This is a genomic window from Variovorax atrisoli 110B, from assembly GCF_000382045.1.
GTDB lineage: Bacteria > Pseudomonadota > Gammaproteobacteria > Burkholderiales > Burkholderiaceae_C > Variovorax > Variovorax atrisoli.
The window spans coordinates 1,524,062-1,538,095 of record NZ_KB907450.1 but is presented as its reverse complement, the minus strand read 5'-3'; the positions used below and the strand labels follow the sequence as shown (position 1 = coordinate 1,538,095).

At 65.7% G+C, this 14,034-nt stretch carries 12 protein-coding genes and 1 pseudogene; 2 read left to right on the top strand and 11 right to left on the bottom strand.

What is annotated here, in order from left to right; genetic code table 11:
• Nucleotides 1-166: 166 nt before the first annotated feature.
• Nucleotides 167-1,258 carry a DNA glycosylase AlkZ-like family protein gene (locus G369_RS0107325; RefSeq protein ID WP_019653336.1) on the bottom strand — a complete coding sequence of 364 codons (1,092 nt, stop codon included), beginning with the start codon at nucleotides 1,256-1,258 and terminating at the stop codon, nucleotides 167-169.
• A gap of 512 nt (nucleotides 1,259-1,770) precedes the next feature.
• Between G369_RS0107325 and G369_RS0107320 the strand changes: the two genes are divergently transcribed.
• On the top strand, nucleotides 1,771-2,043 hold the full coding sequence (locus tag G369_RS0107320) for a hypothetical protein (protein WP_019653335.1): 273 nt from the start codon (nucleotides 1,771-1,773) through the stop codon (nucleotides 2,041-2,043).
• Nucleotides 2,044-2,095: 52 nt separating this feature from the next.
• On the opposite strand, the pseudogene G369_RS39820 reads toward G369_RS0107320, so the two are convergent.
• A pseudogene (locus G369_RS39820) lies at nucleotides 2,096-2,287 on the bottom strand (MerR family transcriptional regulator); the annotation flags it as partial.
• 173 nt (nucleotides 2,288-2,460) lie between these two features.
• On the bottom strand, nucleotides 2,461-3,927 hold the full coding sequence (locus tag G369_RS0107315; RefSeq protein ID WP_020722981.1) for an aminotransferase-like domain-containing protein: 1,467 nt from the start codon (nucleotides 3,925-3,927) through the stop codon (nucleotides 2,461-2,463).
• A 360-nt stretch (nucleotides 3,928-4,287) separates the two neighbouring features.
• On the opposite strand from G369_RS0107315, the gene G369_RS0107310 reads away from it, so the two are divergent.
• Nucleotides 4,288-4,524, top strand: coding sequence for a hypothetical protein (locus G369_RS0107310; RefSeq protein ID WP_019653333.1), 237 nt, complete (start codon nucleotides 4,288-4,290; stop codon nucleotides 4,522-4,524).
• Nucleotides 4,525-4,996: 472 nt separating this feature from the next.
• Here the strand turns inward: G369_RS0107310 and G369_RS0107300 are convergent, their stop codons facing one another.
• The 8 genes from G369_RS0107300 to G369_RS0107265 all read right to left on the bottom strand — a co-directional run bounded on the left by G369_RS0107300 (nucleotide 4,997) and on the right by G369_RS0107265 (nucleotide 13,703).
• Nucleotides 4,997-5,875, bottom strand: a complete 879-nt coding sequence (locus tag G369_RS0107300; protein ID WP_019653331.1) for a sugar phosphate isomerase/epimerase family protein — start codon at nucleotides 5,873-5,875, stop codon at nucleotides 4,997-4,999.
• A gap of 8 nt (nucleotides 5,876-5,883) precedes the next feature.
• The gene (locus tag G369_RS0107295) at nucleotides 5,884-7,071 is read right to left on the bottom strand and encodes a dihydrodipicolinate synthase family protein (RefSeq protein WP_019653330.1); all 1,188 of its coding nucleotides are present in this window, start codon (nucleotides 7,069-7,071) and stop codon (nucleotides 5,884-5,886) included.
• A gap of 13 nt (nucleotides 7,072-7,084) precedes the next feature.
• On the bottom strand, nucleotides 7,085-8,260 hold the full coding sequence (locus G369_RS0107290; RefSeq protein WP_019653329.1) for a Gfo/Idh/MocA family protein: 1,176 nt from the start codon (nucleotides 8,258-8,260) through the stop codon (nucleotides 7,085-7,087).
• Between the two features lie 48 nt (nucleotides 8,261-8,308).
• Complete coding sequence (locus tag G369_RS0107285; protein WP_019653328.1) at nucleotides 8,309-9,748, bottom strand: enolase C-terminal domain-like protein; 1,440 nt, start codon at nucleotides 9,746-9,748, stop codon at nucleotides 8,309-8,311.
• Nucleotides 9,749-9,755: 7 nt separating this feature from the next.
• On the bottom strand, nucleotides 9,756-10,535 hold the full coding sequence (locus G369_RS0107280) for an ABC transporter ATP-binding protein (protein WP_019653327.1): 780 nt from the start codon (nucleotides 10,533-10,535) through the stop codon (nucleotides 9,756-9,758).
• Between the two features lie 155 nt (nucleotides 10,536-10,690).
• Nucleotides 10,691-11,692: an ABC transporter substrate-binding protein gene (locus G369_RS0107275; protein ID WP_019653326.1), complete on the bottom strand. Its 1,002-nt coding sequence runs from the start codon at nucleotides 11,690-11,692 to the stop codon at nucleotides 10,691-10,693.
• Between the two features lie 192 nt (nucleotides 11,693-11,884).
• Nucleotides 11,885-12,658 (bottom strand): ABC transporter permease, encoded by a 774-nt coding sequence (locus G369_RS0107270; RefSeq protein ID WP_019653325.1) that lies wholly within the window; start codon nucleotides 12,656-12,658, stop codon nucleotides 11,885-11,887.
• A 49-nt stretch (nucleotides 12,659-12,707) separates the two neighbouring features.
• The gene (locus tag G369_RS0107265) at nucleotides 12,708-13,703 is read right to left on the bottom strand and encodes a tripartite tricarboxylate transporter substrate binding protein (RefSeq protein ID WP_020722979.1); all 996 of its coding nucleotides are present in this window, start codon (nucleotides 13,701-13,703) and stop codon (nucleotides 12,708-12,710) included.
• Nucleotides 13,704-14,034 lie beyond the last annotated feature (331 nt).

Genomic DNA, 14,034 nt, shown 5'->3' with positions numbered 1-14,034 from the left:
AGCGCAAACCGGCGGCTCGCTTCGGGCTGGCGGCCGGTGGGTTTTGTGGGTTCTTGTTGCGTCGTCGCGGGCAGCTTTTTCGGCTGCGGTCTTCGTTCCTTCGAAGACGGCTTGCACGCCCGTTGCGGGCGGCTGGCTGAGCGGCCGGATTATAGGAAGAAAGACATCAACGCCCGGCCAGAAACCGCGTCATGCGCTGCAGTTCTTCGTCGAGCGCCGCGCGGAAGGCCGCATCGCGCGGCTTCCTGTCGGCGAAGCCGAAGGCCGGCTGCAGCTTTCCTTCCGGCGCGCTCAGGTTGGCCCAGCCGATCACGCGGTCGTGCCACAGCATCGGCAGCGCGTAGTAGCCGAACTGGCGCTTCGGCGCTGGCGTGTAGGCCTCGAACTTGTAGGTCCAGCCCCAGAGCAGCTCGAAACGGCGGCGGTCCCACACGACAGGGTCGAAGGGCGCGAGCAGGCGCACCGCCTCGTCGGGTGCGTGGCGGCGCGAGGCCGGGTTCTCGTCGGCGGGCCAGAACCAGGTGGTGCCCTCGATGCTGCAGCTGGCGAGTTCCTCGCGCGCGATGCGCAGCGCCGCCTGCGTCTGCGCCGAGAGATGCGGCGCGCCGTAGCCGAGCAGGCGCACGAGGTACGTGAGGCTCGATGCGGGCAGCGGCGCGTACTTGCGCACCACCAGTTCGATGAGCGCCGCCGCGCGGCGAGCGCGCCCGGCAGGGCTGTCGTCCGCGGGTACGTGCGTCACCGCCTCGTAGACGCGCGTGCCGCTGTCGCGCCGCACCACGCGCAGCATGCCGCGGTAGTGCATGCCGTCGAGCAGGTGCGTGGTCGCGTTGCTGGAGCCGCCCCAGTAGTTCTTGACGCGGCCGTGCGCGAAGTGCTGCTCGACCTGCCGCGGGTGCACCGGGCCGTGCTCCTTCACGTAGGCGAGCACGTCGGCCGCCTTGCGCCGGGTGTCGGCGTCCCATGCGCGCTTGGCCTCGCGCGGATGCATCAGCGCCAGATGCTCTCGCGGCAGGAAGCCGTAGTTGACGAGGCAGTCTTCCTCGATCGCGAGGCGTGTGTAGCGGCTTTCGAGATCGCCCGCGCGGTAGTCCTTCACGCGGTGGCGCAGCGTCAGGTCTTGCGCGCGCGCCGGGGCGCGGATCGGATCGGCCTGCACGAAGCCGAGCCGGCGGATCGCGGCGGGCAATGTCGTGGGTTTGAAGAGGGTGCGCGCCACTGCGTAGCGGCGCAGGTCGTCGAGGGTCGGGGCAGGCATCGGAGGATTGCAGCACAGGCGGCGGACTTTCGCTTTGCTCTGCTGGGTTGTGTGTTCCTCGTCGTTCAGGGCGCGCTCACGCCGACGGGGTACCTTGCTCCGCGAATGTCCCCCGGCCTTCGGCCTCCTCCTTTATTTCGCTGCGCAAGGCACCCCATCGGCGTGAGCGTTCAGCGCTGCTGCGGCGTGAGTTCAAGAGGTTCACGCACGGCGCATTGCTGAATCTGCATTTGTTGGCAGTCTGTGCGACTTCGTGCTGCAGCAGCGGCTGCTTTGCCGGGTTCTTCTCTAGAGTGAATGCCCCTGTCACTCGACACCCCACCAAGGGGATCAGAAAGGCGTCACCCGCTCAAGTCATCCAGATCTTCGAAGGCTGCTTGCCTCGCGGCAGGTCGTCGGTGCGAAAGCACTGATGCAGATGCGAGGTATCAAAAGGCGACGGCCAGGGTGTTCGCAGCACCCCAGCCGTCTAACCAAGTTCGTGCACACACCTTGGAAGGACCCGCACAAAAATGGCTACCAAGACTATAGCCCGGCCTCGCACGCCGGTAGCTTCCGCAGAAACCGCCCAACAAGATCCGGCGGATCTTCTTGAAAACACCCTCGCTCAGCTCGAAGCCCTCCTGTGGGTCTGCCACGGCGAAGAGATCGACTGGTGCAGCGGGGATGGGCCTCGGCAACTGAACAATCTGCTTTGGCTTGCGGCCGAGATGGCGCGCAAGGCGGGGGAGTTGTTTCAGATGAGCGAGAAGGCGCGGCGTGCGGCGCCCGAGACCGGCGGTTAGCGGTCGGTCTGCGGGCCGCGGATTTCGCGGCCTGCGTGAAGGCTTCCTGGAGTGAGAGGCCCAGAGCCTGGCCCGCCCGAATGGCCGAGAGCAGGCGCAGGTCGGATTCGGTGAACTCCAGGCAAGGCCGAGACCCACCGGCCGGCCCTGTGCGCGGCGACAGCAGGCCTTCGCGCAGGTAGTGCCTGACGGTCATCTGCCTCACTCCTGCGCGGCGCGCGAATCTCGACCGGCCACTCGGCAACGTGCAAGCCGCAGTCGTTCACGACGCCCCCGATCATGTCGCCAGGAAGTCGGGGCTACCGCTTCAGGCCTTCGTGCCATCTTGCGGCGAAGCGCCGACGACTGGGCAGAAGCGGCGCGCGTGAAGTTGAGAGTCAGTCGAAGGCAGCGCACCTCGGCCTGCATTGACGCCAACTAGGGTCTCGACGACCGTTCCTCGAAGATCGGCCCCGATTTTCCGGTTGTAGATTTCAACTGCGCGTTGGCGAGTTCTCCAAGATTTCTTATAGCCCCTTCCAAGCGCGGGTCGCCGAGATGCCCGTAGTTGATGCGCAGGTGCCGGGTGTATCGGCGGTCGGCTGAAAACAGATGGCCCGGCGCTACGCCTATGCCGAGTTGAAGAGCGTCCTGGTGCAGTGCGAGCGAGTCGACGCCTTCTGGCAGCGCGAGCCACAGGAAGTAGCCACCCTCGGGGCGCGTGACCCGCGTTCCAGCCGGAAAGTATCGTTCGATGAGTCGCAAGCATGCAGCCTGCTGGCGGCTGAGCGAATGCCGCAGGGCGCGCAGGTGACGATCAAAACTCCTGTGTTGGAGGTACTCCTGCAACGCCAGTTGCGAGGGGAGTGCCGTCGCCAGCGAGCTCATCAACTTGTTCCGACCCAAAGTGGCTGCAAAGCGACCGCCCGCTACCCAACCGATGCGATATCCAGGTGCCAGGGATTTCGAGAAGGAACTGCAGTGCAGCACCCAGCCATCCCGGTCCCAGGCCTTGGCTGGCGGGGGTCTCCGAGCCCCATGCGCGAGTTCGCCATACACGTCGTCTTCGATCAGCGGTATGGCGCGGGCGGCGAGCATGCTGACCAGTTGTTCCTTGGCTGCGTCGCTCATGGTGCAGCCCATTGGATTCTGGAAGGTCGGCATGAACCAGCAGGCCTTCACCGGATGCTGGTCGATCACGCGAGCAAGAGAGCTGAGATCTACGCCTGTACGCGGGTGGGTCTCGACCTCGACCGCGCGAAGGCCGCGCCGCTCCAGTGCCTGCAATGCACCATAGAAGGTTGGCGTTTCGATCGCCACGACGTCGCCCGGCTGCGTCACCGATTCGAGTGCAAGATTGAGGGCCTCCATCGCCCCGCTGGTGATGACCAGTTCGGACGCAGGAACATCCATTCCGACGCTGCCGTAACGCAGGGAGATCTGATGGCGTAATTGGGCGTTTCCTGGTGACAGATCTTCGACGGTCTGCCAGGGATCCATCCGCTTGAGCGCTCGCGTCAGGCCGGCGGCAAGTTGTTCGAAGGGAAACAGCTCTGGCGACGGAAAGGCCGAGCCCAGCGGGACCATGTCGCGCTCGCGAGCCTGCGCAAGGACCTGAAAGACAAGCGACGAGACGTCGACCGGCATGGACCGGAGGACAGGCTCGGTGGCGGCGAGTTCACTGGTCGGCATTTCCGCCCCCGCTCGAACGAAGTATCCCGACCGCTGCCGCGCTTCGACAAGCCCCTGCGCCTCCAGCAGGTAGTAGGCAGAGAACACGGTGGACGCGCTGATGCCCATTTGCGACTTCAGTTCGCGCACGGAGGGAAGGCGATCGTTCGCCTTCAGGCTGCCCGCGCGAATACGCTGGGCGATGTTGTCGGCAAGCTTCTCGTAGCGGTTCATGGGCATCTCTTTCTGATACGGGCGTTCTGGACCGCTCCCGAGATTGTCGTATCAGACGTGTGCCTACCCGACGCGACTACCGATCTCCTTGCATCTGATACGGAGATTTTCAGCCGATCTGGTTCTGTACGTATCAGCCTGGAAGATGAACACTCGACAGCACGATGAGAGTGCTTCTGTGTGCAGGCGGACTGCTCCGCCTTTCGACGCGTCTTGCAGACGCCCATTCAGCTGACCGCTACCGTTTCGTTGGATTGATTAATCAACCAATTAATTAATCTTTCCGTTTCTTCATCGGTCTATTGAGCTGCTCGCCGCACTCGGGCATTTCTCGGTCTGTCACCTGATGTCTTTTCAATCATGAATTCAATCCCTATCTCCTTTGTTATTTTCAAGGTTCTCGTGCTCAGCGTGGGCATGTATTTGGCCGTCAAGTGGCATTACGAACGGGGACAGAAGTACAAGAATCAAAAGACAGCTGCAGTGGTCCTGACATCCATCAAGGTGGGCTCGGCGTTCATCGCTTCTGCGTTCCTCGTGCTCTTCCTCACCTTTGAGTTTTGCAATTGGATCGGTCTGGACCTGACCATGCGGTGATTGGAGGTTTTCGGTCGATGGCCTGAATACGGTGCGACTAACGGCTCGATCCGCTCGATCCGCTGGATTGCTGAGCTATCGAAGGTGCCATCTGCCAGAACATGAGTGAAGCAGTAGCCCTGGTGCAGCAAGAAAACTGCTGCAACTGCTGCAACTGCTGCAACTGCTGCAACTGCTGCAACTGCTGCAACTGCTGCACTTGGTGGCAGGGTCAAAGATGCGCCGAAGCCACGATGCGCCGGGCATAGTCGCTCAGTTCGGCCATTCGCAGCGACTGGCGCAAAGCCTGGTATCAGCAAACACGGGCATGAGCGGTCAGTCGCATTGGTAGTTGACGCGCGCGAGATCGAAACGTCGCGCAGCGATACCCGCGGCGAAGTAAAGGACGAGCGCGAAGCCCGGGGGACATTCGCAGAGGCGAGTACCCCGTGGCCTGTGCACTCGCCCCGAACAACGCGAGCACAGAGCAGTTTTAGACAGCCTGCTTGTGCCGCTCGATGCAGACGTCCAGCGTCTCCGCGCCAGGCCGCTGCCACCAGTCGAGGTTCGAAAAAATCTCCACTTCGCTGAAACCAGCGAAGCCTGCATCCTCGACCCACCCGCGTATCTTCTTCAGCTCGACCACGCCATCTCCCATCATCCCGCGGTCACTCAGCAGATCGCGCGTAGGCGTGAGCCAGTCGCAGACGTGATACGCCAGCAGGCGCTCGCGGCCGGCGCGGGCGATCTGCTGCTGCAGTTTCGGGTCCCACCACACGTGGTAGATGTCGAGAGCCACGCCGAGCATGCCGCTCCTGCCCGCATCGAGCTCGTCGCACAGGTCGAGCGCGTGTTCGAGCGTGTTGATGCAGGCACGGTCGGCCGCCTGCATCGGGTGCAGGGGCTCGATGGCGAGCGGCATGCCGACCTCGCGGGCGTATTCGAGCGATGCGGCGATGCCGTCGCGCACTTCGCTGCGCGCGCGGCCGATGTCCTTGTAGGCGGCCTTGCCGTCGAGCGCGCCGGGCAGGGCGCCGACGACCAGCACGAGGCAGGGGGCGTCGAGCGTCTTGGCCTCGTCGATGGCGCGGCGGTTGTCGTCGAGCGCGGCCTTCAGGCCGGCCGCGTCGGGCGCGGGGAAGAAGCCGCCGCGGCAGTAGCCAGAGAGACCGATGCCGTGCGCCTTCAGCTGCTTCGCAATCTTGTCGAGGCCGACAGCCGCCATCTGGTCGCGCCAGGGGCTGATCGCGCGGATGCCGCGTTCGGCGCACTGGTCGATGATGCGGTCCAGCGGCACCTCGGCGCCCGACTGCTTGCGCACCGTGGCGGTGTTGATCGAGAGCCAGTCGTGGTTCTGCGAGAAATCGCGCATGCTCGTCTTCAGCCTTCCACGCCGTGCAGGGCCAGCAGGGTCTTCATGCGCCGCACCGCCAGCTCGGGCTGCTCCAGCAGGTTGGCCGCATCGGCCAGCCTGAACAGTTCGGCAAAGTGCTGCAGCGAGCGCGTGCTCTGCTGGCCTCCGACCATCGTGAAGTGCTTCTGGTGGCCGTTGAGCCAGGCCATGAACACCACGCCGGTCTTGTAGAAACGCGTGGGCGCGGCAAAGATGTGGCGCGACAGCGGCACCGTGGGGCCGAGGATGTCGTGGAACTTCTTTTCGTTGCCTTGCGCCAGTGCACCCAGGGCTGCGCTGGCCGCCGGCGCGATCGCGTCGAAGATGCCCAGCAGCGCGTCGCTCTTGCCGTGCGTGGGTTCGCTGCCGACGCCGTCGCCCGCGATCAGCTCGGCGTAGTTGAAGTCGTCGCCCGTGTACATGCGCACGCCCGGCGGAAGGCGGCGGCGCATCGCGATCTCCTTGTCCTTGTCGAGCAGGGAGATCTTGATGCCGTCCACCTTGTCGGGATGCGCGGCGATGATGCCCAGCGCCGTGTCCATCGCGGCATCGACGTCCTTCGTGCCCCAGTAGCCTGCGAGCGCCGGGTCGAACATGTCGCCCAGCCAGTGCAGCACCACCGGCTGCTTCGCCTGGCTCAGGATGCGGTCGTACACGCGCTCGTAGTCGGCGGGGCTCTTCGCCACGCGGGCCAGCGCGCGGCTGGCCATCACGATCAGCTTGCCGCCCAGCGCCTCGATGGCGGCCATCTGTTCCTCGTAGCCGCGGATAACGTCGTCGACGCTCTTCACGCTGTCGATGTCCAGGTGGTCGGTGCCGCAGCCCGAGGCGACCAGCGCGCCGGGCACGTCCTTCGCGGCATCGAGCGAGCGGCGGATCAGCTCCAGCGAGGTCGGCCAGTCCAGGCCCATGCCGCGCTGCGCGGTGTCCATGGCCTCGGCCACGCCCAGGCCGAGCGAGAACAGGTGGCGGCGGTAGGCAATGGTGGTTTCCCAGTCCACTGCGCACTGCAGCCATGGGTCGACGGCCGCCATCGGATCGGCCACCACGTGGGCGGCCGAGTAGGCGATGCGGTTGAAATTGACGCCCGCATCGGGCTTCACCGGTGCAGTGCCGCGCAGCGCGTAGGGCGCGAGCGTGCCGCCCGCGGTAGGAAGGTTCAGCGAGAGAGCCATGCCGCGAACCTCGTCAGACCTTCAGCGCGGGCACGTCGACCCAGCGGCGGTCTTTCCACGACTCGAGCGCGGCCTCGACCAGCTGCACGCCCTTGGCGCCTTCGGGCAGCGTCCACTTGTAGGGGGCGTCTTCCACCACGTGGCGGATGAAGTGCTCCCACTGGATCTTGAAGCCGTTGTCGTAGACCTGCGAGTCCGGAATCTCCTGCCACTGGTCGAAGAAGTTCATGGTCTGCTTCTCGTCGGGGTTCCACACCGGGCGCGGCGTGGCCACGCGCGACTGGGCGCGGCAGCTCGACAGGCCTGCCACCGCCGAGCCATCGGTGCCGTCGACGTGGAAGGTCACGAGGTCGTCGCGGCGAACGCGCGTGACCCAGCTCATGTTGATCTGCGCGATGACCGGCTCGCCGTTGTGGCCGGTGAGTTCGCAGGTGGCATACGCCGCGTCGTCGGCGGTGGCCTCGTAGGGCTTGCCGGCCTCGTCCCAGCGCCTGGGGATGTGGGTGGTGCCCAGGCAGCTCACCGACTTCACTTCGCCGAACAGGTTGTCCAGCACGTAGCGCCAGTGGCACATCATGTCCAGGATCATCCCGCCGCCGTCTTCCTTGCGGTAGTTCCAGCTCGGACGCTGGATGGGCTGCAGGTCGCCCTCGAACACCCAGTAGCCGAACTCCAGGCGCACGCTCAGCATGCGGCCGAAGAAGCCGGCGCGGCGCAGCATGTCGAGCTTGCGCAGGCCGGGCAGGAAGAGCTTGTCCTGCACGGCGCCGTGCTTCAGGCCCTTGGTCTTCGTGGCTTCCTCTGCCAGGCGGGCGATCTCGACGGCCTCGTTGAGGTTGGTGGCGATGGGCTTCTCGCAATACACATGCTTGCCGGCGCGGATGGCCTTGGCCAGCAGGGCGGGGCGCATCTGCGTGGTGCCGGCGTCGAAGAAGATGGTGTCGTCCTTGTTCTCCAGCGCCTTGTCGAGGTCGGTGCCCCAGCGCGGGATGTTGTGCGCCTTGGCCAGCGCTTCCATCTTCTCGGCGTTGCGGCCGATGAGGATCGGGTCGGGCATGACCTTGTCGCCGTTCGACAGCGTGACGCCGCCCTGGGCGCGGATGGCGCAGATCGAGCGGATCAGGTGCTGGTTCATGCCCATGCGCCCGGTGACGCCGTGCATGATGATTCCTAGACGTTGGGTGGCCATCGTTTTCTTCCTTGGGTGCGAGAGATTGGTGCGGGCTGGACGCGCGCTTCAGTAGACGGAACGCATCGCGTCCCACGAGATGCCGGCGCCTGGCTTGCCGGTGGCGAAGCCGGGCTCGGCGTTGAGCGAGGACAGGTCGAGCTGCCCTTCGCGGATGGCGAGGCGCACTGCGCCGTCGCTGGTTTCGTAGAGACCCGGGTGGGCGCGCAGCAGCGCCAGCTGTTCGGCCTCGGGCGCCGCCGCGAGACCGTTGACGTAGTGGTGGCCGTTGCGCTCCACGTGCGAGAGGCCGAGCCAGGCGACGAGCGCCAGGTCCTGCTGCACGCCGATGCCGGCCTGCATGGTCAGGTCCTCGCCCGAGAGAAAGTAGCGCGGCTTCTCCAGCTCAGCGTTCCATTGCGCGCAGCGCGCGGCATTGATCACCGATTTGTAGAAGCCCTTGCAGCTCTTGCTCGACACGCCGGTGTAGCCCAGCGCGCGGGCCTGCACGAAGGCGTCGAGCGTGGCGTCCGATTCGTCGATGAGCAGCGGAATGCGCTTGCCCAATGCCGACACGTCGCGCTGCAGCGCCGCGTCGCGCCGGATCGGCTGTTCGACGAAGACCGTCTTCTGCGCGAGCTTCCACAGCGTTGGCGTGGAGAGCATGCGGTCGAGAAAGGTGGCGAAGTCGTCGGCGTCCGCGTACTGCTCGTTGCCGTCGAGCGTGACCAGTTGCGCCTGGCCGTCGATCACGCGGGCGATGCGCTGGAGCCGGTCGATGTCCTGCGCGGTGTTGCCGCACAGCTTGAGCTTGAAGTGGGTGTGGCCGTAGCGCCGTACTGCGGCCTGCAGCGTCGTGGGCAGGCCGTCGGTGGGTGCATCTGGCGAGGCGTCGTACTCGTCGATGGCGTCCGCCAGCCCGACCGTGTGGCGTGCGGCGATGCTGTTTCGCGGTGACTGCTTCGCCAGGAAGGCCGGCATGTCGAAGCCCGCGAGGTCGTCGACCAGGCCGCTGCCGGCGATGTCGAGGCCGCACAGGTTGGCGCTCATCGCCACCGCGAAGCTCGTGCCGCTGTGCAGGCACAGCGCATCGAGCAGGGCGCGGTCGATCAGCGCGGGCCCGTAGCTGGCCACCAGCGGCTGCAGCCCCTTGGCCCTGGCGCGCGACTGCAGCGCTGCGTAGTTGGAGGCGAAATGCGTCCACGCGGTCTGCGCATCGGGCTCGGCGGTGTAGGCCTCGCGCGCATCGCGCAGGGCGAAGCGCAGCTGTTCGAAGTTCTGCTCGTTGGTGAGCGCCGGGTTCTTGTCGAACCACTTCGGAATCATCATCTCCGCAGCGCAGCCCTCGGCCGTGCGGCCGTCGGCGAAGCGGATGCGCGCCTTCACGTAGACCTGCGGGCAGGCCGTGACGGTGGCGGCGCCGAAGCGGAACGGCAGCCGCAGCGCCACGTTGCGCTCGGCGAAGCGGATCTCCTCGACGTGAAAGCGGATCGCGTCCATGGCCTGCATCTGCTCTTCAGTGGTCCAGGATGCCCTGCGAGTAGAAATGCGCGCGCACCAGCTTCGTGTAGGCGCCGAACTCGGCCGAGGCCATCACGTCCAGCGTGCGCGGGCGCGGCAGGTCGATGTCGTAGACGGCCGCAATGGAGCCGGGGCGTTCGCTCATCACCATCACCCGGTCCGACAGGAAGATTGCTTCGGGAATGCTGTGGGTGATGAGCAGCACCGTCTTCTTCGACGTCATCCAGATGCGCTGCAGCTCCAGGTTCATCTTCTCGCGCGTCATCGCGTCGAGTGCGCCGAAGGGCTCGTCCATCAGCAGCACCGACGGGTCGTGCAGCAGGGCGCGGCAGATCGATGCGCGCTGCTGCATGCCGCCCGACAGCTGCCAGGGGTACTTCTTCTCGAAGCCCTTCAGGCCCGCCATCTCCATCAGCTCGCGGGCACGGGCGCGCGATGCCTCCGACGGAAGGTGGCGCATCTCGGCCTGCAGCAGGATGTTGTCTTCCACGCTGCGCCAGGGCAGCAGCACCGCGCTCTGGAACACGATGCCCACGTCCTTCTGCGGGCCCTTGATCGGGTGGCCTGCCAGCGTGAGGCTGCCGCCGCTGATGGGCAGCAGGCCCGCCACCATCTTGAGCAGCGTGCTCTTGCCGCAGCCCGAAGGGCCGACGACGGAGACGAACTCGCCTTCCTTGATGGCGAAGTCGAGCGGCTTGAGCGACTCGACGGGGCCGTCCTTGCTTGGGTAGATCTTCGAGACGCCGCGCGCTTCGATCAGGTTCACTGGAGACATGGAGCGTAGTTAAAGGACGAGGCGAATGAGGAGACGCAGCGCTTGTGTTTTTTCGGGGAACACCGCGGAACCGGCTTTGCCGAGCCGCAGGTGTTGCACCCGGTAGGGGGTGGGAGAAGCGACACGAAGTGCGTGGAGCCTGGGGGCGAGTCTGTTTACGGCAGGAAGTCGAGAGTGACGTAGTCCTCGGGCTTGCCGCGCGTGGAAGCATCCATGCCGCCGTACTGCACCAGCAGGTCGAGCGAGTCGTTCACGTTCTTCATCTGCACGCGGAAGGGGCGCTGGTTGGCGGTTTCCTTCGTGTGATAGAGCGCCACGCTCTGCTTCATGCCCACGATGAGCGTGTCGCGCACGCCGGCCTTGGGGTTGGCCTTGAGCATCGCGTCGACCGCGGCCTCGGGGCTCTTCTCGGCGGCTTCGGCGGCCTTGGTGGAGGCGCGCATGAAGCGCTTCACCAGGTCGGGGTTCTCGGTCAGCAGGTTCTTGTTGGCGATGATCCCGGAGCTGATCTGGTTCACGCCCGAGTCGGCGAAGCGTATCGGCGTCACCGGCTTGCCCGTGGCGTCCTGCAGCTTGATGGCCTGGTCCATCACGTAGCCCAGCAACAGGTCGGCCTGGCCGTTGATCACGGCATTGAGCTTGGTCTGCGCGTCGCCCGAGACGGTCTTGATCTGGTCGGCCTTGATGTCGTTCATCTTCAGGAAGAGCGGCCACATCTGCGACATCGAGTCGCCCGGCGTCACCGCCACCGTCTTGCCGACGATGTCCTTCGGCGTCTTGATGTTCTTCTCGGTGAAGCCCATCACCGACATCGGGCTCACCTGGAACAGCACACCGGTCGACTTCAGCGGCGCACCCTTGGCGGCGGCCTTGATCATGGTGGTCACGTCGATGTAGCCGAAGGTCGCCGACTTGGCGGCCACCGCCTGCGCGGTGACGGCGGAGCCGCGGCCTTCCTGGATGTCGAGGTCGATGCCTTCCTCGGCGTAGAAGCCCTTTTCCTTGCCGAGGAAGAAGGGCGCGTGCTCGCTGTACAGATACCAGTTGAGCATCAGCGTGACCTTGTCCTTGGGCTTGTCGCCCTGGGCGTGCGCGGGTGCGACGGCGAAGGTGGCGAGCGCGGCCGCGGCGAGCAGCGTGGGGAGCAGTTTCTTCATGGTGTTGTCTCCGGGAGTTGTCAGGTATGGCAAGGGAACTTGGACTTTCGCGGCGCCGTGTCTACCCCGGCTGCGAGAAGCGGGCATGTCTTGCCAGGGATACCGCGGAACCGGCTTTGCCGGGCCGCTGGTATCGCCCCCTGGAAGGGGGTTGGCGAAGCGACACGAAGTGCGCGAAGACTGGGGGTCATCTCAATGAGTGTGGCGCTGCGAGGCGTGCCAGGGGATCATCACGCGCTCGACCAGGTCGACGGCGACGAAGAGGATCACGCCGATGCTCGAAAGCACCACCAGCGCCGCGAACATCAGCGGCAGGTCGAAGTTGCCGTTGGCCACCTGCAGCACGTAGCCGATGCCCGAGTTGGAGCCGACGAACTCGCCGACCACGGCGCCCACCACCGCCAGCGTGACAGACACCTTCAGCCCGCTGAAGATCTGCGGCAGGGCCTGCGGCAGGCTGATCTTGAAGAAGGTCTGCAGCCGGCTCGCGCCCATCGAGCGCGAGAGATCGAGCATGTCGGGCTCGACCGACTTGAAGCCCATCACCGTGGATACCACCACCGGGAAGAAGCCCAGCAGGAAAGCGCTGATCACCTTCGGGAAGATGCCGAAGCCGAACCACACCACGAACAGCGGCGCGATCGCCACCTTGGGAATGCTCTGCGAGAACACCAGCAGCGGATACACGTACGACTCGACGACGCGCGAGTAGGCGATGACCATCGCGATCGGAATGCCGAGGAGGATCGTCAGCCCGAAGCCGCCGAGCGTTGCGAGCGTGGTCTTCCAGCTCTCCGCGAGCAGGCGCGGCCATTCGGCGACGAGCTGCTTCACGACCTCCCACGGCGGGGGAATGAGGTAGGCCGGAATCCTGAACAGGCGGATCGCCAGGTCCCACAGCACCAGCAGCAACAGGATCAGGAGGAAGGGGCGCAGGGCCGGGGAGAGCAGGAGCTTGCGGAACATGGCGGGAGCCGGGGCTTTCGGGAGGAGCGTGCGGGATGGCTTGCGTGGCTTACTGTTGGACCGAGAGGCCGGCCGCCTTCACGAGCTGCGCGTTGCTCGCGATCTCTTCCTTGATGTAGGCGTCGAACTGCTCGGGCTTGAGCGTCCAGGCGTCGGCACCGAGCTTGGCGAAGCGCTCCTTCACCTCGGGCGTGGCCAGCGCCTTCGCCACCTCGGCGTGCAGGCGCTCGACGATGTCGCGCGGCGTCTTGGCCGGCGCCATCATCCCGATCCAGAAGTTGAACTCCGAGCCGGGCACGCCGGCTTCGCTGGTGGTGGGCACGTCGGGCAGCGCGGCCGCGCGCTTGGGCGAGCCCACGGCGAGCGCGAGCAGCTGGCCTTCCTTGATCTGCCCGATGACCGGCGCGATGGGCGAGAAGTAGTAGTCGACGCGGCCCGAGAGCACTTCGGTCACGGCCTCGCCCGATCCCTTGAAGGGGATGTTGGTGGCATCGATCTTCGCGGCCATCTTGAACTTCTCGGCATTCAGGTGCGTGGCGCTGCCCTGGCCGGCCGAGGCGAAGTTCATGCTGCCCGGCTTGCCGCGCGCGGCGGCCAGCAGCTGCGGCAGCGTCTTGATGTTCTTGCTCGGCGAGATCACCAGCGCGTTGGGCAGCGACGAGATCGGCGTGATGCCGGCGAAGTCGTGCACCGTGTCGAACGGCAGCTTGGCGAAGGTGGAAGGGCTCACCGTGTGCGACGACGAATGGATCATCACCGTGTAGCCGTCCGGCGCGGCCGTTGCCACCGCGTGCTGGCCGATGGTGCCGCTCGCGCCGCCGCGGTTGTCGATCACCAGCGTCTGGCCCATGCTGGCGCTCATCTTGTCGGTGATGGCGCGGGCAATGATGTCCGTGGTGCTGCCCGCCGCGAACGGCACGATCACGCGGATCGGCTTGTTCGGATAACCGTTCTGCGCCGCCGCCAGCCCCGGCAGCAGCGCCGCGATGCAGGTCAGGAAGGCGAGGGCCGCTGTACGCGTCGCACTGCTGGCAATGAACTTCATGGATGTCTCCGCGCGGTCGAGCCGCATTCTTGAAATCGATCAATTCACCATCGAGTGAATTATTGATTTTAGGAACGGCTGCGCGGCAGCGTCAACGGGCGCTCCCTAGTGAATACCCGCAGGAGCAGGTTCAGTGGTTTTCGGGTGCGACTGCGCAGTGCACGGTCGTCGGAACCGGCACGGGCCAAGGTCCGGAACACCGTGGAACCGGCTTTGCCGGGCCACCGGTGTTGCCCCCGGTAGGGGGTGGCGAAGCGACACGAAGTGCGCGAGCCTTGGGGGCGAGCCCAGCCTTACCGCGGAACCGGCTTTGCCGGGCCGCTGGTGTTGC

Excerpts from the sequence above, each read along its gene's own strand:
- G369_RS0107325 (WP_019653336.1), bottom strand. The coding sequence starts at position 1,258 with ATGCCTGCCCCGACCCTCGACGACCTGCGCCGCTACGCAGTGGCGCGC.
- G369_RS0107320 (WP_019653335.1), top strand. The coding sequence starts at position 1,771 with ATGGCTACCAAGACTATAGCCCGGCCTCGCACGCCGGTAGCTTCCGCA.
- G369_RS0107315 (WP_020722981.1), bottom strand. The coding sequence starts at position 3,927 with ATGAACCGCTACGAGAAGCTTGCCGACAACATCGCCCAGCGTATTCGC.
- G369_RS0107310 (WP_019653333.1), top strand. The coding sequence starts at position 4,288 with ATGAATTCAATCCCTATCTCCTTTGTTATTTTCAAGGTTCTCGTGCTC.
- G369_RS0107300 (WP_019653331.1), bottom strand. The coding sequence starts at position 5,875 with ATGCGCGATTTCTCGCAGAACCACGACTGGCTCTCGATCAACACCGCC.
- G369_RS0107295 (WP_019653330.1), bottom strand. The coding sequence starts at position 7,071 with ATGGCTCTCTCGCTGAACCTTCCTACCGCGGGCGGCACGCTCGCGCCC.
- G369_RS0107290 (WP_019653329.1), bottom strand. The coding sequence starts at position 8,260 with ATGGCCACCCAACGTCTAGGAATCATCATGCACGGCGTCACCGGGCGC.
- G369_RS0107285 (WP_019653328.1), bottom strand. The coding sequence starts at position 9,748 with ATGCAGGCCATGGACGCGATCCGCTTTCACGTCGAGGAGATCCGCTTC.
- G369_RS0107280 (WP_019653327.1), bottom strand. The coding sequence starts at position 10,535 with ATGTCTCCAGTGAACCTGATCGAAGCGCGCGGCGTCTCGAAGATCTAC.
- G369_RS0107275 (WP_019653326.1), bottom strand. The coding sequence starts at position 11,692 with ATGAAGAAACTGCTCCCCACGCTGCTCGCCGCGGCCGCGCTCGCCACC.
- G369_RS0107270 (WP_019653325.1), bottom strand. The coding sequence starts at position 12,658 with ATGTTCCGCAAGCTCCTGCTCTCCCCGGCCCTGCGCCCCTTCCTCCTG.
- G369_RS0107265 (WP_020722979.1), bottom strand. The coding sequence starts at position 13,703 with ATGAAGTTCATTGCCAGCAGTGCGACGCGTACAGCGGCCCTCGCCTTC.